The sequence below is a fragment of the Ruegeria sp. ABF4_144 genome (genome assembly GCF_056160045.1).
The window spans coordinates 1,551,393-1,569,872 of sequence record NZ_JBSWWK010000001.1 but is presented as its reverse complement, the minus strand read 5'-3'; the positions used below and the strand labels follow the sequence as shown (position 1 = coordinate 1,569,872).

Annotated in this window: 18 protein-coding genes; 4 read left to right on the top strand and 14 right to left on the bottom strand. The window is 56.4% G+C overall.

The features are described 5' to 3' along the window. Positions 1-7 precede the first annotated feature (7 nt). Both trmFO and ACXAGD_RS07960 read right to left on the bottom strand, forming a co-directional pair. Positions 8-1,348: a methylenetetrahydrofolate--tRNA-(uracil(54)-C(5))-methyltransferase (FADH(2)-oxidizing) TrmFO gene (gene trmFO, locus ACXAGD_RS07965; RefSeq protein ID WP_475209448.1), complete on the bottom strand. Its 1,341-nt coding sequence runs from the start codon at positions 1,346-1,348 to the stop codon at positions 8-10. Between the two features lie 251 nt (positions 1,349-1,599). Beyond that, entirely contained in the window at positions 1,600-2,385 is a 786-nt protein-coding gene (locus tag ACXAGD_RS07960; protein ID WP_475209447.1) for an enoyl-CoA hydratase, read from the bottom strand. A gap of 58 nt (positions 2,386-2,443) precedes the next feature. Between ACXAGD_RS07960 and ACXAGD_RS07955 the strand changes: the two genes are divergently transcribed. Beyond that, positions 2,444-2,887: a PaaI family thioesterase gene (locus ACXAGD_RS07955; RefSeq protein ID WP_475209446.1), complete on the top strand. Its 444-nt coding sequence runs from the start codon at positions 2,444-2,446 to the stop codon at positions 2,885-2,887. 56 nt (positions 2,888-2,943) lie between these two features. Here the strand turns inward: ACXAGD_RS07955 and ACXAGD_RS07950 are convergent, their stop codons facing one another. Beyond that, entirely contained in the window at positions 2,944-3,171 is a 228-nt protein-coding gene (locus ACXAGD_RS07950; protein WP_475209445.1) for a DUF1127 domain-containing protein, read from the bottom strand. A 99-nt stretch (positions 3,172-3,270) separates the two neighbouring features. On the opposite strand from ACXAGD_RS07950, the gene ACXAGD_RS07945 reads away from it, so the two are divergent. The 3 genes from ACXAGD_RS07945 (at position 3,271) to rpsI (ending at position 5,788) form a co-directional block, all read left to right on the top strand. After that, a complete protein-coding gene (locus tag ACXAGD_RS07945) occupies positions 3,271-4,674 on the top strand; it encodes an aminotransferase-like domain-containing protein (protein ID WP_475209444.1) in 1,404 nt (467 codons plus the stop codon). Between the two features lie 163 nt (positions 4,675-4,837). Next, positions 4,838-5,296, top strand: coding sequence for a 50S ribosomal protein L13 (gene rplM / locus ACXAGD_RS07940; protein ID WP_170324880.1), 459 nt, complete (start codon positions 4,838-4,840; stop codon positions 5,294-5,296). Positions 5,297-5,302: 6 nt separating this feature from the next. After that, positions 5,303-5,788 carry a 30S ribosomal protein S9 gene (gene rpsI / locus ACXAGD_RS07935; protein ID WP_039535473.1) on the top strand — a complete coding sequence of 162 codons (486 nt, stop codon included), beginning with the start codon at positions 5,303-5,305 and terminating at the stop codon, positions 5,786-5,788. 102 nt (positions 5,789-5,890) lie between these two features. Here the strand turns inward: rpsI and ACXAGD_RS07930 are convergent, their stop codons facing one another. The 11 genes from ACXAGD_RS07930 to ACXAGD_RS07880 all read right to left on the bottom strand — a co-directional run bounded on the left by ACXAGD_RS07930 (position 5,891) and on the right by ACXAGD_RS07880 (position 18,392). Beyond that, on the bottom strand, positions 5,891-6,556 hold the full coding sequence (locus ACXAGD_RS07930) for a YrbL family protein (protein ID WP_475209443.1): 666 nt from the start codon (positions 6,554-6,556) through the stop codon (positions 5,891-5,893). A 128-nt stretch (positions 6,557-6,684) separates the two neighbouring features. Further along, on the bottom strand, positions 6,685-7,845 hold the full coding sequence (locus ACXAGD_RS07925; RefSeq protein ID WP_475209442.1) for an ABC transporter substrate-binding protein: 1,161 nt from the start codon (positions 7,843-7,845) through the stop codon (positions 6,685-6,687). 24 nt (positions 7,846-7,869) lie between these two features. Then, positions 7,870-9,756 carry an AMP-dependent synthetase/ligase gene (locus ACXAGD_RS07920; RefSeq protein WP_475209441.1) on the bottom strand — a complete coding sequence of 629 codons (1,887 nt, stop codon included), beginning with the start codon at positions 9,754-9,756 and terminating at the stop codon, positions 7,870-7,872. 4 nt (positions 9,757-9,760) lie between these two features. Then, positions 9,761-10,534, bottom strand: coding sequence for an ABC transporter ATP-binding protein (locus ACXAGD_RS07915; RefSeq protein ID WP_475209440.1), 774 nt, complete (start codon positions 10,532-10,534; stop codon positions 9,761-9,763). Next, complete coding sequence (locus ACXAGD_RS07910) at positions 10,531-11,295, bottom strand: ABC transporter ATP-binding protein (RefSeq protein WP_475209439.1); 765 nt, start codon at positions 11,293-11,295, stop codon at positions 10,531-10,533. The genes ACXAGD_RS07915 and ACXAGD_RS07910 overlap by 4 nt, the downstream gene beginning before the upstream one ends. Further along, a complete protein-coding gene (locus ACXAGD_RS07905; protein ID WP_475209438.1) occupies positions 11,292-12,389 on the bottom strand; it encodes a branched-chain amino acid ABC transporter permease in 1,098 nt (365 codons plus the stop codon). The genes ACXAGD_RS07910 and ACXAGD_RS07905 overlap by 4 nt, the downstream gene beginning before the upstream one ends. A 4-nt stretch (positions 12,390-12,393) precedes the next feature. Further along, the gene (locus tag ACXAGD_RS07900) at positions 12,394-13,269 is read right to left on the bottom strand and encodes a branched-chain amino acid ABC transporter permease (protein ID WP_475209437.1); all 876 of its coding nucleotides are present in this window, start codon (positions 13,267-13,269) and stop codon (positions 12,394-12,396) included. Between the two features lie 74 nt (positions 13,270-13,343). After that, entirely contained in the window at positions 13,344-14,372 is a 1,029-nt protein-coding gene (locus ACXAGD_RS07895) for an alcohol dehydrogenase catalytic domain-containing protein (protein WP_475209436.1), read from the bottom strand. Positions 14,373-14,592: 220 nt separating this feature from the next. Further along, a complete protein-coding gene (locus ACXAGD_RS07890) occupies positions 14,593-15,117 on the bottom strand; it encodes a hypothetical protein (protein ID WP_475209435.1) in 525 nt (174 codons plus the stop codon). A gap of 273 nt (positions 15,118-15,390) precedes the next feature. Continuing rightward, positions 15,391-16,638 (bottom strand): HupE/UreJ family protein, encoded by a 1,248-nt coding sequence (locus ACXAGD_RS07885; protein WP_475209434.1) that lies wholly within the window; start codon positions 16,636-16,638, stop codon positions 15,391-15,393. Beyond that, entirely contained in the window at positions 16,635-18,392 is a 1,758-nt protein-coding gene (locus ACXAGD_RS07880; RefSeq protein ID WP_475209433.1) for a hypothetical protein, read from the bottom strand. The genes ACXAGD_RS07885 and ACXAGD_RS07880 overlap by 4 nt, the downstream gene beginning before the upstream one ends. Positions 18,393-18,480: the final 88 nt, after the last annotated feature.

Sequence of the window (18,480 nt, the reverse complement as noted above, 5' to 3'; positions counted from 1 at the left end):
CGTCCAGTCAGCAATGCGCGAGCCAGTTTTTCCATTCAGCTTTGGCGCGATCCGTGTAGGCCTTATAGCGATCCTTGCGGCCGCGACGCCCGCCCTTCAGCCCGTCAACGGGGCGGAAAAGGCCGAAATTGACGTTCATGGGCTGAAAGGTCTTCGCCTCAGCGCCACCGGTGATGTGATGGATCAGGGCACCCATCGCGCTGTCTTGCGGTACTTCGGGCAGGGTTTGGCCCAGAATCTCGGCTGCGGCCAGACGGCCAGCTAGCAGGCCCATAGCCGCGCTTTCCACATACCCTTCAACTCCGGTGATCTGACCTGCAAAACGAATATTCGGTTTGGATTTCAACCGCATCTGCGCGTCCAGCAGAGTAGGAGAGTTGATGAACGTATTGCGATGAATGCCGCCCAATCGCGCAAAGCTGGCGTTTTCCAGGCCCGGGATCATACGGAACACCTCGGTCTGTGCGCCGTATTTCATCTTGGTTTGGAAGCCTACGATGTTGAACAGCGTTCCCAACGAATTGTCGCGTCGCAGCTGTACCACCGCATGAGGTTTAACGTCTGGCTGATGCGGGTTGGTCAGTCCAACGGGTTTCATCGGGCCGTGGCGGAGGGTTTCGCGCCCGCGTTCCGACATCACCTCAATCGGCAGGCAACCGTCAAAATAGCCTGCAGTTTCACCTTCGTGAAACTCGGTCTTGTCGGCGGCCAGAAGGGCATCGATGAACGCTTCGTACTGATCACGGTCCATCGGGCAGTTGAGATAGGCGGTACGTTCTTCCTCAGTCTCGCCCTTATCATAGCGCGACTGCATCCAGGCTTTGCTCATATCGATGCTATCTGCGTAGACGATGGGTGCGATGGCATCGAAAAAGGCCAGCGACTCGGCGCCGGTCTCGGTCCGAATAGCCTCACCAAGCGCGGCCGAGGTCAGCGGACCAGTAGCAAAGATCCAGTGGCCGCTGTCGGGCAGGGTGGTGATCTCTTCTCCGGTGACTTCAATGCGGGGATGCGCACGTAGTTTTTCGGTGACCGCCTCGGCAAAGGGATCGCGGTCCACGGCCAGTGCGCCACCAGCGGGCAGGCGGTGTACGTCCGCGGTTGTCATGATCAGCCCATTGGCTTCACGCATCTCCCAATGCAACAGACCAACCGCGTTCTGTTCGTCGTCGTCCGAGCGGAATGAGTTCGAACACACCATCTCGGCCAGGTTGCCGGTCTGGTGCGCGAATGTGCCCACTTTGGGTCGCATTTCGTGGATCACTACGTCCACGCCCATTTTCGCCGCCTGCCAAGCAGCCTCAGACCCGGCCATGCCGCCGCCCACGATATGCAATTTCTGTGTCATGCGCTGCCACATAGGGCACAGCCCCGCGCAACGCAATACAAGGCGCATCGTTTCCGAATTAAGGGGATTTTGGGGTCACCGCTGCGGGAATGTCGACGCTGGTGAGAGAAACCAGCTTGGAGGGACCTTCCGCCCACGGCGACCCAAAAGTGTGTCCAGAGCATTTGCTCTGTCCCAGCTTTGCCACAGTGTCGCCTTTTTGAAAAGTGCAAAAATGAGGACAGTCTTTAAAAATGTTGACAACAATCGCCTTATTGATGCCAATTTGGCGGTCTTTTTTCGATAAATGCGGATATTCCTTCTTCGGTATCCCGGTGCAACATATTCTGAGCCATTACCTCGCCGGTATAGGCGTAAGCCTCTTCAATCGACATATCCAACTGCTTGTAGAAGGCCTGTTTGCCGATTTTGACGGCTGATCCCAGCTTGTCCGCAAGCTGATCCGCAAGGGCTGCGGTTTCGTGTTCCAGCAACATTTCGGGCACCACTCTGTTCACCAGACCAAGCTCGGCCGCTTTTTCAGCCGAAATGAAATCGCCAGTCGTCAGCATTTCAAACGCGCGCTTGCGGGGGATGTTACGGCTGAGCGCAACCATCGGCGTCGAACAGAACAGACCGATATTCACCCCATTGACCCCAAACCGAGTGCCCTCGGCGGCAACAGCCAAATCGCAGGTAGCGACCAACTGGCATCCTGCAGCCGTTGCGATACCGTGCACTTGCGCAATAACGGGCTGGGGCAGGGACTGGATCGACAACATCATCTGCGCGCATCTGGAAAACAGGTCCTGAAAATAAGCCTTGCCACCATCCTCGGACTGCCGCCCGGCCGTCATTTGTTTCAGATCATGACCCGCACAAAACGCCTTACCTTCGCCCGACAGGATCACAGCGCGAATCGCGCTGTCGTTCCGCAGCGCATCAAATTCGGATTGTAGTGCGGCCAACATCTCATCGCTGAGGGCATTCAAGCGCTCGGGCACGTTCATTTTAAGGGTCGCGACCGCGCCAGTGTCGTTACGTTCCAGAATTGCCATCTTGCCCTCCGATCTGATGTCGGGCCAACTCTAGGTCGGCAAGTCGAGGAGGGGAAGTATGGCTTTGGCAATGGGTCGCGAAGATCTGATGGCGTACATGAAAGAGATCTTTCCGCAGGTGCATCGGGATTTTGTGGTCGAGGACCTGAGCGAAGACTCGATCGTCATGCGGCTGGTTGTCGAAAACAGGCACCTGCGCCCCGGCGGGACCGTATCAGGGCCGTCAATGTTCGGGCTGGCAGATGTTTGCGTCTATGCGTTGGTACTGGCCCGTAAGGGGCGTCAGTCATTGGCGGTGACCACCAACAGTTCATTGGATTTTCTGCGCAAACCCGAGGGCGGCAAGGACATGATCGCGCATTGTCGCTTGCTGAAACTGGGTCGAACTCTGGCAGTTGGCGATGTTCTGATGTTCTCGGAAGGGTCTGACAAGCCCGTCGCGCGGGCCACGATGACGTATTCACTGCCCCCCGAAGGATCTGCGGCCGCTGCTTTCGGATAAAAAAGGCCGGGCATAGCCCGGCCAGGAAGAGGTCCCGTCAAGGGACTGGGGAATCTTTAGTCCTGCCAGAAATAGCGGGTGCACTCATTGCGGGCCTGATATTTGGTCAGGCCGACATCTTTCAGAAGCCTGTCGTCCAGATTGGACAAATTGACTCGGCTGCGGCGTTGGCGTTCCCACTTTGTCACTGTCGCCGCAAACCGCACGGCCAGCGCGGCGATCAGCGGCAGCCGTGGACTGTCGTTTAGCAGCATGAGGGCGGGGTTGTGCATTGCGCGTGTCATAGTGGATATCCTTTCAAATTGTATTGACACAAAGCATGTTTGTTCGGTATATTTAATTGATACATTCAGGATTGTGTCAAAATCAAAGGAAGAATTGTAATGGATACAATTTGGCCAGAGGCGCTGCCAAAGTCCAAGGGTCCGAAGTACACTCTTGTCGCTGACACAATCCGAAAAGCTATTGATAACAAGTTGCTGGAAGTTGGAACCAAACTGCCTCCAGTACGTGAACTGGCGTATCGGTTACAAATCACGCCGGGCACGGTTGCGCGGGCTTATACGATTCTAACCGATGAGGGATTGTTACAAGCTGAGGTCGGGCGTGGTACATTTGTGGCCCCACCGAAATCGCCCATTCTGGACGATGTATGGGCCAGGCAACTGCATCTGCGTGATGACAAATACAATGCTAATGTCAGCCTTTTTAGTCCGCGATTGGCGGATATGGGGCAGGTGTCTTTGATCCGGGAATGTCTGCAAAAGGTGTCACAGGCTGATCCAGGGTTGTTTCTGAACTATCCAACCCGGGACGCCTACCAACCCATGCGGCAGGCCGTGGTCGAGTGGCTGTCGGATTTACCGCTGGGTGCGGTAACCCATGACGACATTGTACTGACACATGGGGGCCAAAATGGCCTGTGCCTGGTGTTTCAAACAATCCTTCGTGGCCCAAAGCCAGTCGTGCTGGTTGAAGACCTGTCCTATGCAGGGTTCCGCCGCGCCGGAGAGTTGATGCGCGCCGATATTGTCGGTGTGAAGATGGACAAATGGGGGATCGACCCCATGGCGATGGAGCATGTGTTGCGCCAAACCACTGCGCAAGCCGTCTGTGTCTCGCCCGAGGTGCAGAACCCGACCGGCTCGCACACACCGCTTGAACGCCGCAAAGAAGTTGTTGAGGTCGCCCGGCGTTTTGACCTGCAGATCATCGAGGACGACTGCTATCGCATGGGCGACGCGCGTGAACCCAGCTATCGGGCGTTGGCCCCTGAGCGGGGTTGGCATGTATCCTCGATCTCGAAAATACTGACACCATCGCTGCGCGTTGGGTTTGCCATCGCCCCCCGAGAACGGAGCGTCGATTTGCGGCGGTCTGCGGAATACGGATATTTCGGTCTGGCCCAGCCTTTGGCAGAACTGACCCGGTTGTTGCTGTCCGACCCGCGGACCCGCCGGATTGCCAAGGATGTACGCGTACGGATGGGCGATTATGTCCGAGTAGCGGTGAATGCGTTGGGCGGGTTCGACCTTAACTGGGCGCCGGATGTTCCCTTTGTCTGGCTCAACCTACCGTCCGGTTGGCGCGCCGGCTCCTTCACGCGTGCGGCCGAGCGGGAAGGGATACAGTTGCGGTCCGCGGATGAGTTTGCTTTGCGCGATGGCCGTGCCCCAAATGCCGTGCGTATTGCGATGAATGGGCACGTATCGCTGGAGCGGTTTGAGGATGCGATGCAGCGGTTGCGCCGGTTATTGGACAATCCACCTGAGCAAATCAGTGTTTAATTATGGGGTAAAATAATACCTATTTTTTAAGTCATTGTAATTGCATCATTTAAATGCGTTTAGTGTTGTTGACCTGCGCGACACTCCCCTCTAAATACGCTCCATCGAATTCGGGCCGCTCTGTCTTGGGGCGGTCTTTCACATCAAACAGGACTATCCTGCCATGAAAACCTTTTCTGCAACACCTGCAGACATCGACAAGAAATGGATCCTGATCGACGCCGAGGGCGTTGTTCTGGGTCGTCTTGCTTCGATCGTCGCCATGCGCCTGCGTGGCAAGCACAAAGCGTCGTTCACCCCGAACATGGACATGGGCGACAACGTCATCGTGATCAACGCTGACAAAATCCAGATGACCGGCAAGAAGCGCGAAGAGAACTTCTACTGGCACACTGGCCACCCGGGCGGCATCAAATCGCGCACCAAGCAGCAGATCCTCGAGGGTGCACACCCCGAGCGCGTCGTGACCCAAGCGGTCAAGCGCATGCTGCCGGGCAACCGCCTGTCGCGTCAGCAAATGACCAACCTGCGCGTTTATGCCGGTGCCGAGCACCCGCACGAAGCCCAGGCCCCCGAAGTTCTGGACGTTAAGTCCATGAACAAGAAAAACACCCGGAGCTAATGACCGATGGCTGATCAGATCAATACTCTCGAAGAGCTGAGCGCCGTCGCAGGCGTTGAAACCGTGGCCGAAGAAGTCATCGTGCGTGAACCCGTACGTGACGAGCTGGGCCGCTCGTACGCCACCGGCAAGCGTAAAGACGCTGTTGCCCGCGTTTGGATAAAGCCGGGTTCCGGCAAGGTCACCGTGAACGGCAAAGACCAGGACAAGTACTTTGCTCGTCCCGTTCTGCAACTGATCCTGCGCCAGCCGTTCCAGGTTGCTGGTGTCGAAGGTGAGTTCGACGTTGTCGCAACCGTCAAAGGTGGTGGCCTGACCGGTCAGGCCGGTGCGGTCAAGCACGGCATCTCGAAAGCGCTGCAGCTGTACGATCCGTCGCTGCGCGGCGCACTGAAAGCTGCCGGCTTCCTGACCCGCGACAGCCGCGTTGTGGAACGTAAGAAATACGGTAAGCGCAAAGCGCGTCGTTCGTTCCAGTTCTCGAAGCGTTAATCGCTACGGAATACGAGTTTCAAACGGTCGCAAGAAATTGCGGCCGTTTTTCTTTGTGTGGTCAACTCCCGACCAATGATCAGAGTTTCAGGCTTTTGCTCTTTAGGCCGACTTTTGGCGTAAAGCAGTTTCAGCGACACCCGTGAACCTTTCTCTGATTTGATTGATCTTGCGCTTATTCAAGAACCCAATCCAACGACGCACCGGAACAGCCTGCTTGCAGCCGAAACTGTCGATCCAAACCCACCGCGCGGACCCGTCGGCAAAGGTCTGGTAGACGATGTTGCCGGTATTCTTGTTACTGATCAGGACCCTTTCTTCGATCAATTCATCAAAATGTTTGTGTAAAGCGTTTACATGCTCACGCGTGATGCCACCGCTTTGGGCCAATTCCTTCAGGCTGGGGGATAGCTGTCCGTTCGGCTCAGAAATCCGTTCATACATCAACGCCAGGCCCATATCTGTCTGAACGACGCCCCGAACTTCGCAGACCGGAATTGGATCATCCCGGTTCTGGTAGCGAACCATCAGATCGAATGACTCGTGAAACTCGCGTAGAAAACCTTTGAAAACCGTAGATCGACGAAACGTTCGATCAAACCACGTGTCCGTCAACAGGTTGGCCTGATCATCCATCGTGTCAGGCTGAGGAATCTTCAAAAGCGTATCGGGCGCGTCAGGATGTTGGTAAACGAATTGCCGGTTGCCTTGCGCAATGACTTCGCAGTTGGTCAGTTTTAGCACGTTCTCGATTCCACCTGTTTTCACGCTGTCAAATCCTTACGATTTTATGACAACGCAAAACAAGCCGGAGCACAATTGGGTATCTGAAACTGATTAACCCAAGCCTGTGGGATGGAGGGAGGTTTGAGCGAAAAGACAGTGCCTGCCCACGTCTATTCCTCGTAAACCAGTTTCCACGCTCCGTTTTCGACGACGTTGACAAAGACAGTGTCAGCGCCCTGATGATCATCCGGGCCGTAGGTGAGCCGGTTTCCGACCAACTCGTCCTCGTAGTCCAGACTTTCCATAGCCGCGATAAAACTGTCATGGGTCAGATCAGGGCCTGCGGCCTCCAGCGCTTTGACCATCATCTCAGCGGCAGAATAGCCCAGCATGGAAAATCCAACCGGGTCTTCGCCGGTTGCGGCCTTGTATTCCTCGATAAACGCGGCAGGGGCGGGATCATCAGCACGGGCCCAAAGATCTTTCCATGAGGCGGCGGCGTAGAACCCATCCGTCACGCCGCCTGGAACTTGTGCCACGACTGTCAGGAAGCTCGCAGAAGTGCCCATGAACTTCATATCGTTCAGGCCCATCTTTTTGGCTGTACCCACAACCGTGATCGCCTGACGCACACCCAGCGCTATCGTGACGATATCGCAGCCTTCTTCCTTGAGCTTGCTCAGTGATCCGACAAAATCGGTCTCATCCGGCTTGTGCGTCGTCTCAGCCACAAAGGCGATACCGGCTTCTTCGGCGCCAGCTTTGCTACCCTCCAGAATTTCCTCACCGAAATCCGTGGGCAGGTACATGGTGCAGACGTTTTGCGAACCGAACTCACCAGCCAGAAATTTCACGCCAATACGGCTTTGGTCAAAATAGGTTGAGAACGAGGTGAACTTATTCCTCATCGGTTCCTGTAGCATCTGGGTCGATGCGGTCAGAGGCGCGATGTTCGGAATACCCTTGGGATCAAGTAGCTTGAACCCCGCGAGGTTCATCGGTGTACCAAGCGATTGCAGCATGGCGAACACCTTGTCGCGGTTCAGCAGTTTGTTATAGCCCTGCATCGCGCGCGGCATCTGATAGCCGTTGTCCTCGACCACATAGCGGATGGTGCGGCCATGCACGCCACCTGCAGCATTGACCCGATCGAACACAACATTCGCACCCTTTGTGGCCGGAACGCCAACGGCGGCGAAAATACCGCTCAGATCGTTGACCGATCCGATGACGATCTCATCCTCCGTAACACCCTGCGTCTGGGCATTGGCCATGGTTGCAGACACTGTCAAAGCGGCCGCGGTCACAAGGCCCTTGATCCCATGAGTCATGACTTTTCCTCCCTTTGAATTTCCTTATTTATACATATCTTCAATAAGATGAGCGTGTTTCTGTTCTACAAAGCTGCGCTTCAGCTTCATCGTCGCGGTCAGTTCGTCGTCATCAGCAGTCAGCAAAACATCGATCAGGCGGAAATCCTTGATCTGTTCCACGCGTGCGAATTCCTTGTTAACTGCTGCGACTTCGCCCGCGATCTGTTTCTGAACCTCGGGAGCCGCGCAGAGAGAGGCGAAATTCGAGAACGGGATTTTCTGATCTTGCGCGTATTTCTCGACGTTTTCCTGATCGATCATGATCAGCGCGGTCAGGTATTTCCGGGCGTCCCCGATGATTACCGCATCCGAGATAAAAGGGCTGAACTTCAACCGGCTTTCGATCTCGGCCGGGGTGATATTCTTGCCGCCGGCGGTGATGATGATGTCCTTCAAACGTCCGGTGATGGTGACAAAGCCCTGATCGTCGACATGGCCTAAATCTCCGGTTCGCAGCCAACCATCAGCGGTAAAAGTCTCGGCTGTTTTGGCGTTGTTGCGCCAATAACCCTGAAAGATATTCAGCCCTTTCAGTTGGATTTCCCCTTGGTCCGAGATGCGGATGTCATTGCTGGCGATGGCTTGACCAACAGTGCCGATCTTGTTGGTTTCAACGCTGTTTGTCGTTGCAATACCCGAGGTTTCCGTCATCCCGAACCCCTCGACCAGCGGCACACCGATGGCCCAATACCATTTCAGTAGATCGGGTGAGATCGGCGCGGCTCCGCTGCCACCCCGGCGCAGTTTGTCCAACCCCAGCATCCGACGCAGGTTTTGCAGCACCAATCGATCCCATATCCAGAACCGGGCCGAAACGCTCATCGGAACGGTCTGGCCTGAGCACATGTATTCGGCCCGAGCAAGCCCGGCCTTCAGCGCCATCTGATACGCTGCCCGGCCCGTCGGGGTGGCATCCTGCGCCATGATCTGAACGTGGGAATAGACCTTCTCCCACACGCGGGGGACGGCGACGAAGGTAGTGGGTGAGACCTCTTGCAAGTTGGAGAAAACGGTCTCGGGGCTTTCGGCGAAGTTGACCACGCATTTTGCAGCCAGTGGGAAATAGATCGAAACAGCGCGCTCAAGGATATGACACAGCGGCAGGAAACACAGCTGTTCGTCGGTTTCAAAGGTAGGCAGGGCGCGCGCGCCGCTTTCGATGGCGGCCAAGATGTTTTCGTGGCTCAACATAGCGCCCTTGGGATTGCCGGTGGTGCCTGACGTGTAGATCAGCAACGCCGTGTCCTGAGGCGACGCCAGCGCCAGTTCAGCCTCGAACCGAGTTGGATCATCAGCCTCGGCGTGTTGTCCCAGCTTATACAGATCGTCGATCATCAAGCAGCGGGGATGGGTCAGGTCGTGCAGGCCCTCATCCTCAAGAATGATGACGTTCAGCAGGCCCGGAACCTCGGAATCGACCTCAAAGTACTTGTCCAGTTGCTCTTCGTTCTCGACGATCAGAAACCGGCTGTCGCTGTCATTGATCAGGTATTTCAACTGGTTGGCCGAGTCTGTTGTGTAGACGCCGGACGCGATACCGCCGACCGCCTGAATGCCCATGTCGAACCAAGCCCATTCCTTGCGGTCTTCGGACAGGATCGAAACAACCTCGCCGCGTTTCAGCCCCAGCTTACGCAGCGCCATCCCGATCCACTTGGCGTGTTGCCAATAGTCGGTCCACGAATAGGACTTCCAGATCCCAAGGTCTTTTTCGCGATGTGCGGTACGGTTCCCCAATGTGGCACAGCGTTTCTGGAACAGCTGGGTGACGGTGGTGCATTCATCCACATGCACCGGGCGTTGACCGGCGGTTGCGTTGAACCAGACGCCGTTGATATTGGTCTGAGGGGGCAGGGTGCTAATGTTCAACCGCTCACCTCCACGTCTTTCTGCGTTTCCAGCGGCGGCTTTCCCGCGCGCCTTCCTCTTGCACGCCCAGATAGAAGTTCTGGATGTCCTCGGACTGGATTAACACATCCGCGGCGCCGTCCATGACGATCCGCCCGACCTCCATCACATAGCCATGTTGGGCCAGTTCCAGAGCGGCTTTGGCGTTCTGTTCAACCAAAATCATGGTCATGTTCTGTTCGTCGTTCAGGCGTTTGAGGATACCAAAGATTTCCTGCACCAGCAGAGGGGACAGGCCCAGAGACGGCTCATCCAGCAGCATGATCTTCGGGTTCGCCATCAGGCCACGCCCGATGGCCAGCATCTGCTGCTGTCCACCTGAAAGTGTCCCGGCCTCTTGGGCGCGACGCTCTTTCAGGATGGGAAAGTAGGTGAATACCATTTCCCGATTGAGATCGATCTGGGGCTTGTCAGCCAGAGTATACGCACCAAGGTTGAGGTTTTCATCAACCGTCATTAGGGGAAAAACCTCACGCCCTTCGGGGACGTGGATGATGCCCATTTCGACAACCTTATGCGGTTCCGACCCCTGTATTTCGGTGCCGTCGAAAGTGATCTTCCCCTTTTCCGGGTCCATCACGCCCGAGACGGTCTTCATAAGCGTTGTCTTCCCCGCACCATTTGCCCCGAGGATCGAGACGATCTGACCGTGATGCACGTCCAGCGACACGCCGCGGATCGCCATGATGGGGCCATAGAAGCTTTCGACATTGCGGATGGTCAGGACGGGATCGCTCATGAGGCTTTCCCCAGATAGGCTTCGACCACGGCGGGGTGGGATTGCACTTCGGCGGGCGTTCCAAGCGCCAGTTTCGCACCGTCGGCCATGGCCAGAACCCTGTCGGACACACCCGATACCAGCCCCATGTCGTGTTCGACCATCAGGACCGTGATACCCATCTGTCGCCGGATGTCATCGATCCACCAACGCATATCCGTGGTCTCTTCGACCGAAAGCCCCGAGGCTGGCTCGTCCAGCAACAACAACTTGGGATCGGTGGCCAGTGCGCGGGCGACCTCGACGACCTTGCGCACACCATAAGGCAGGCCCGAGATCATCTTGTCGCGATAGGCCTGCAGGTCCAGAAAATCGATAATCTCTTCGACCTTCTCTCGGTTTTCGACCTCTTGCCGCCGGGCGGAGGGCAGGAACAGGACCTCGGACAAAAGGTTGGTGCGGCGATGCCGGTGACGTCCGACCAGCAGGTTCTGCAGAACGGTGGCGTGTTCGAACAGCTCGATATTCTGGAACGTGCGGGCCACGCCATAAGCGGCCACGCCCGAGGGTTTGACCTGTAGCAGATCGTGCCGGTTGAAGCGGATTGCCCCTGCGAACGGGTCATAGAAACGCGATATCAGGTTGAACACGGTGGACTTGCCCGCGCCGTTCGGGCCAACGATGGCAAAGACCTCGCCCTGTTCGACCGAGAAGGACAGATCGTTGACCGCGATCAGGCCGCCGAATTTCAGGGTGACGTTTTCGAACTCCAAAAAGCTCATCGCAGGCGTTCCGTCTTGAGGTAGGATTTCTGCCGTTTGAACATGTCCTTGCGGTAGAAGGGGAACAGCTCGAACCAGGTGCGGATTTTTAGCCAGCGACCATAAAGACCCATCGGTTCGAACAGTATGAAGGCGATCAGGATCATGCCGAAGATGCCGAACTCCAACCCTGGTATGGCGACTGTGTTGCCGCCGAAAAGCGCGCCCACGTATTCCTTTGAGATCGACAGGAACTGTGGCAGAAACCCGATCACGATAGCGCCCAAGAACGCTCCGTGGATCGACCCAAGCCCACCGATCACGATCATCATCAGCAGTTGGATTGAGATCAGAACGCTGAAGGTCTCGTTGTTGAACGCGCCCGCATACATGCCCATCAGTGCGCCGGCCCAACCCGTGACGGCGCAGGACAGGGCGAAAGAGATCATCTTGGTGCGTGCAATATCGATCCCCATCGCCTGCGCCGAAATCTCAGAGTCGCGCACCGCGATGAAAGAACGCCCCAAGGGCGCGCGCAGGAGGTTGATATAGCCGAGGGTGACCAGAACAGCGACACCTAGAACCAGCCAGAAGAACTGATCTGGTGTGGCCCAACGGTCAATCAGATGGCCGAACACCTCGACCCCGCCCAGATATTTGCCCGCCACGCCACCCGTCAGCGGTTCGGCCAGAACGATTACGTCATCCATCAGGATCGACAGCGCCATTGTAAAGATCGCCAGATAGATACCGTGTAGACGCAGGGCAGGGATGGCGACCGTCACTCCGGCAATTCCGGTCAGAATACCGGCCAGAGGGAAGGCGATCAGAAACGGCACGCCGGCCTCGACTAGGATAACATTGGCATAACATCCAAAGGCCAGAAAGGCGGCGTGACCTAGACTGACCTGTCCGGTATGGCCGGTCAGGACCATCAGGCCCAGCCCGGCGATGGCCCAGATCAGGACGTTTGTTAGCTCCCCGAGGTAGAAGTCATCTAACCACCACGGCGCGGCGGCGACGATGGCAAGAAGGATCAGGTAGAGGCTAAGCTGAAAACGATCCTTCCAGGGTCGAATGTCCTGCAGATAGTCGGTTTTGAACACGATCCGCATGGGCCTATACCTTCTTGACCCGAACCTGACTGAACAGCCCGTTGGGACGGAAGATCAGAACCGCCAGCAAAAGGGCGTAAGGCGCAATCTGACTGTAGCCCGCAGCGACATAACGGCTGGCAAACGGCTCGATGACGCCAACGATCAGCCCTCCGGCCAGTGCGCCCGGCAGGCTGCCCAGCCCGCCGATCACCGCAGCGGCGAAGGCCTTGATCCCCAGCAGACCGGTGGTTGGATCGACCGCGCCCTTGGCGGCAAACAACACGCCGGCAATACCCGCAACAACACCAGCCAAAGCCCAGATGAAACCCTGAACGCGTTTGACGGGAATGCCCATGTAATAGGCCGCCAACTGGTTCTGCGATGCACCCTGCATCGCCAGTCCAAGTTTCGTCCGGTTGAAAAACACATACATCGCCCATGTTAGCAGAACGGTGACGACGATTACGGCTACATCCTCCATGCCCAGAACGATGCCTCCAAACCGGAATTCCTTTCCGGCCAAAGGGTTCTGCAAGGTTTGCGGTTCATGCCCCCAGATCAGCCCGGCGACAAAGCGGATCACAAACCCTAGTGCGATGGTAAGGATGACCACGGCGGTTTGGCTTTCCCCGAACAGGCGGCGGATGATCAGCCGGTCGAGCAGATACCCAAGTGCCCCCATGATACCCAGCGAGATCGGCAGAGCGAGCCAGAAAGGCAGCCCCATATATTCGGTATTGGTCAGCCCGATGGTGACAAAGGCGCCCAGCATCATGAAATCGCCCTGCGCGAAGTTCACCGCCTCGGTCGCTTTGTAGATCAACACAAAACCAAGCGCGATCAGGCCATAGACACAGCCGTTTGCCAGCCCGCTGATCAGCAGCTGCGCGTTGTCCAATTTCACCCTCCCAGCCGGTAGACCCGACGATTTGACCACCCCGGTGGTCCTCCGTCACCCGGGGCTTTGTTCTACTATGGCGTGATAATCACCTTTCCGTCACTCTTTTTCAGTGCTTCGGCCAGATTTTGCACCAAATCCTTCAATGCAAGCCTTTCGGAAATATCGGTTTTCCAGCGACCGTCGGCAAAGCGGGCTTGAACCTCGCCCACGACGCGCGCCTGATCCTGCGGCGGGGTGGAGGTGACCCAATTGGTCAGCCAGAACCCTTCAATCCGTTTGCCCATAAAGATCAGTTGACCCATCTGCGTCAGTCGCGGCAGTTCGGCACTGAGCTTTCCATAGCAGATCCAACGCGCCTGATTGGGCATGGCGCAGAAGACCTCCTCGGACAGTTGGTCAGCAACGGCATCCAGGAACACGCGAGGTTTCAGCGCCTTGCTGACATCTACAAATTTCTGCGCGACATCCGGATCAGTAGTCACCAGTACCTCCGCCGCTCCGTGATCTTTCAACATATCGACCGTTTCACCGCGCCGTACCAGCGCGATAGGTTTCAGACCAAGATCGCGCCCAAGACCGCACATCAATTTGCCTAATTGACTGGTGGCAGCCGAGATTACAAAGGCATCCCCGGCGCTCTGGGCAATATCGACCATCGCCATCGCGGTCAGAGGGTTCACGATCTGCGCGGCACCGTCTTCGTCGGAAATTTCCGGGCGCAGCGGGATACACATCATGGCCGGGGCCAGAACATATTCGGCCCAAGCACCGGAACCGGCAGTGATGAAGGCAACGCGCTGGCCCATTAGCGCCTCGGAACCTTGACCGGTCGCAACGACATCGCCGCAACCTTCAAATCCGGCGGCAGAGCCTTTGACGCGGGGCTGCCCGTATTCGCCTTTGATGAAATGGATATCGGAAGGGTTCACCGAGGCCGCGCGCAGTTTTATCAATACCTGTCCCGGGCCGGGTTCGGGAACCGGCACCTCTGCTTCGGAAAGCCAATCAGCCGCGTCGCTGATATAGGGGCCGGTGGCTTCACCGGAATAGCCGTCGTGCAAAAGGACGGTTGCGAACATGGTTTGGGGCAGGGTGGTCATAGTTGTTCCTTGTTTCTGAACCGATCGGAATGCTGACGAAACCCAGTCACCGACAGCAACTGTAAAGCGCGCCGTGCAACATTTGAATTGGGGTTTGTTTACAAGTCGGTGACAGCCAAACAAAAGCGCCGTTGCGCGTCAATCGATCGATACCCTGACGTGGGTGGAACCTGCATCACGTCCGAAAGGCGGGCCGCCCAAACCGGGCGACCCGTCTGCTTCACTGTCCCGAAAGCAGATCGCGGAGTTCCTGAATTTTAACCGCAATCGTTTCTGGTGACGCCTTGATGTCGTCCAGAATTTGAATGGCCTGCGTTTGCAGGTCCTGCGCCAGTTCGCTTTCCTGAATTGAGGCGACCATCGTGTCATAGTCAAAATTCTCGAGGCTCAGCGTGCCATTCTCAATCCACGAGTTCAGCAAGTCCTGACCCTGAGTTGCCAGAGCAGCAACTTCCTCTCCGGCTTGATTGGCCAGATCCGTGGCTGCTTGCCCGGCCTGATCGGCTGCATCGGTGGCTTGTTCCGCGATGGACGACGCGCCCTCGGTCGCTTGATCGGCTACCGAGCTTGCGGCATCGTTGACTGCATCGGCAGCGTTCTGGGCTGCTTCGCTGACGGCATCGCCAGCATCCTGTGCTGCCGACTGCAATTGTTCGGCCGGTGTTGGTTCGGGTTTGGTAAGATAATAATATGCGCCAGCGCCAATCGCGGCGATGGCTACAGCTAATAGAATGGTACGCGACATGTGTCTCTCCTTTGGAAAATGTGTCGCCGAGATGGGTTAATTGTAACCAGATGCAAAGGGGAAATCCCGGAAGTTCTTTTCAAATCGGGGGATTGAGCCATGCTATGCCTATCCGCTGAAACGCGATGGCAATAACATGCCACCAGGCTTTTGCCCGACCACTACCCGCTTGTGATTGCGAAAAAGCGCCAACGGTGCGCGTTCGAAAATCTATCGCGTGTACAGCAGCGCAGGGCTTGCATAGCCCAATGGAAACCTATCAAACCGCCTGCTTCACAGAAAGACTTCAGCGCGCTCGACCACCCATACCATCGCAATCAGGCTGGCACACACAGCGACCGCTGCGCGCGATCCGACCCAAATCCGCCCCGGTTGTTTACGCAGGAACAGCACCAGCGGCCAGACCAGCAGGACGATCATCACTTGTCCGGCTTCCACACCGACATTGAATGCCAGTAAGCTGTGCCAGACATTCGGCGCATCAACGCGCAGTATCTGGTGCAGCATGAAGGAAAACCCGAACCCGTGTAGCAAGCCGATGCCCGAGGTAATTGCAAAAGCCTTCAGGTCTCCGTGTCCACGTTCTAGTGGTCGGATGGCCATCATGGCGGCATAGATGATCGACAATGCAATCGCCAGTTCTACGGTCGGGATGAACCACGCTCCGCTTGGTGCAAAACCAAAGAACCCGAGGATCAGCGTAATCGTGTGGCCAAGGGTGAATCCAGTCACTCGCGCCAGAAGGCTGTGCAGGTTCAATGCGCCGATGATCATGCAAAGCACGAACAGCACATGGTCAGGCCCTTCCAGAATATGTCGGATGCCTTCGACAAAAAAGGTGGACGCCGCCGCGGTCACAGACCCTGAGATTTTCACCGGTTCAGTCATCAGGCCTGTGGCACGATAGGTGCGGACCTCGTCGCCGTTGTAGTCCAGGATCAGGTTCGCGGTATCTTCTTGTCCTGCCAGGCCGGGATTGGTGCCATAGGACAGGCTGTAGGTTTCGACGGGCCCGGTGGCATAGTGCAAATGCAAATCCACCATCACGTCGCCGACATAGGTTTCGCTTGTTGCGAGGAACACCTCACCGTCAACCAAGGCGGTTTGCGCTTCGGCCAGCGTAGCGAACCCGGGTTCCGACCCCAGAGAATGCAGGCGGATGGCCATGATAGAAGCGTTTTGCGTCTGCTCATCAATGGTTAGAACGACCCCATCAGCCGCCAATTGCGCCAATCCCTTCGGGTCAGCGAGCAGGGCGTTTTGATCGACATAGTGCATCAGAACACCGTCTTCGATCCGGTTATATGTGAAAGGCGCAGGGGCCGGTAACCCATCCGGTCCCTCTGGCCCGACCAAGTCGGCAACCGCGTAGGACATCGGAATGCGCAGATAGACGTCCAGCCCGTCTTCCGAATGCAGAACATGATGCAACCGCACGTTCTGGTTCAGTTTGAAATGGGCAAGAGCTGGTTGGCAAAGCAAGCAAACGGTCAGCACGAGTATGGAGATAACAGGTTTCATGAGTTGCCTCCGGTTGTTGCGGGTTGAGCGTCCATGCGAGCTTCGAGGACCGTCAATCCCGACAGGAACCACGCTCCATTGACATGTTTGACGTCCAGCAATGCGCGGTAGGAAACGGTGCGCCGATGCATGTGGCCCCAATGCCCACCGCTGACGGCTGCCTCCCAACGGGCAAGTATTTGGTCACCGCCTTGGGCAAGTGGCTCAACACGCTCGACCTCCAAGCCTTCAATCGCATCGGTTTTGGCGACGGCCCCTGACGGCAGGGTGGCCGACAGTCCACGCATGGTTTCCGTTTTGACGTCACCAAGGTTTTCGGTTGTGACAAAGGTCTTCAGAGCGTTCGACAAGCGCTGGTCGTCTGTCTCCAACCTTGCCACGGCCAGATTTGAAATTAGGGCTTCGGTAATCTGTGTGGCCGCTGCCGTGTCCGTGACCGACTTGCTTTGGAAGGCAATCCTAGTCGTGATTGAAGACGCGGCGACGGACAAAAGGCAAAGTGCCAGACTTCCAGTCGCCAGTCCTTTCCAGTGGCTATCGCGTTTTTTGAACGCGAAACCGGCAAGCATCAATGCGAAGGCAAAAATTACAAATGATGGAGTTGGGATCTGAAAAGACCGGGTGGACGCGACGAATATGGGCGTAACCTCGGGCTCATTCCATTTTAGGATGTAATTCTTCCAAACGACCTCTGACGCCTGTCTGGTCACCTGACCGGGTACGGCACCTGCGGGATCGGTAACCTGAAGAGGAATGATTGTTGCATCCTCGGTGAACAATTCCCAGTCCAGAGAAACTTCCTGGGGTAGTCTCTCTTGCGGGTAGGAAAGGATTATTCCCAAAAGCGCAGTTGAGCGGTTGGTTTGTTCCAGATTTTCCAAAAGCTTCAAGCCCTCGACGCCTACAGATAACTGTTGGACTTTTGCGGTTGTGGGGCGAGCAATTTGCCCATCAATGACCATTGGGTTGCTGTTGGAAAACAGGTCGATGGCACGCTCGTTGACGACAGCCATAGTGTCACGGTCCAAATGAGTTGCGTCGCCAAGATCAAGGTTCGTCCACGTCTCAAGATCGCGCAGGCGAAAGATCACTTCGTGGCGCACTTCCCGAGGTTCAACGGAAACAAATGACATCAAGGCTGACTTATGGTGGCGGGTCAGGTTGGGGTTCGCAAATCGGCTGTACCAGGGATCTTCCCAATCGGGATGGAACACCTCTGGCTGTGAAAGGTATCGGTAATCCGTAACCGCCACACCCAAGTGATCAAAAATCACACCAACCGATGCGGCGGGCATTCCGCCTTGGGTGAGTGGGGGCACAAAAGTGAATTCAGTTGGTTGTTGATCAAAGGCGTAATCCAGGATGACATAGATCACCTGAGGGGAGCGGTTGTCCTGTACAGTGCGCCCATAAGTTGGCCTGAACGCCGTTGTCCGCGTTTTTCTGGGCCGGACTTCCAGCACATGGGTTTCAGGAACAAGCGCCGCGCCATCAGCGGATACCTGAAACGCCCTGCCGGTTCGCGCAGCAAGATTTGCCGCCGGGTCTTCGCCTTCTGGCGCTTTCTCCAAAAACGCATGAACGTCCGCGAAGTCGATTTCCAACGCGACCCGAACCTTTTTCTCCATCACCGAGATTTCGGCAAAGTTTGCAGCTGACTCCGCACCATTGGCAGGCAGCAAGTCAGCAAGTGCGGGGACCACCGATAAAACCAAAAAGATCGGCAAAAGGGTCAGACGCTGGAGCCAAGTCATTAGAAAATCCTCCGAATCTTGCTCTGCTCTGTGCTTCGCAATCAAGGCCCGAGGCGATGCCTGGAAATTGGAGCACAGAGCCCGACGC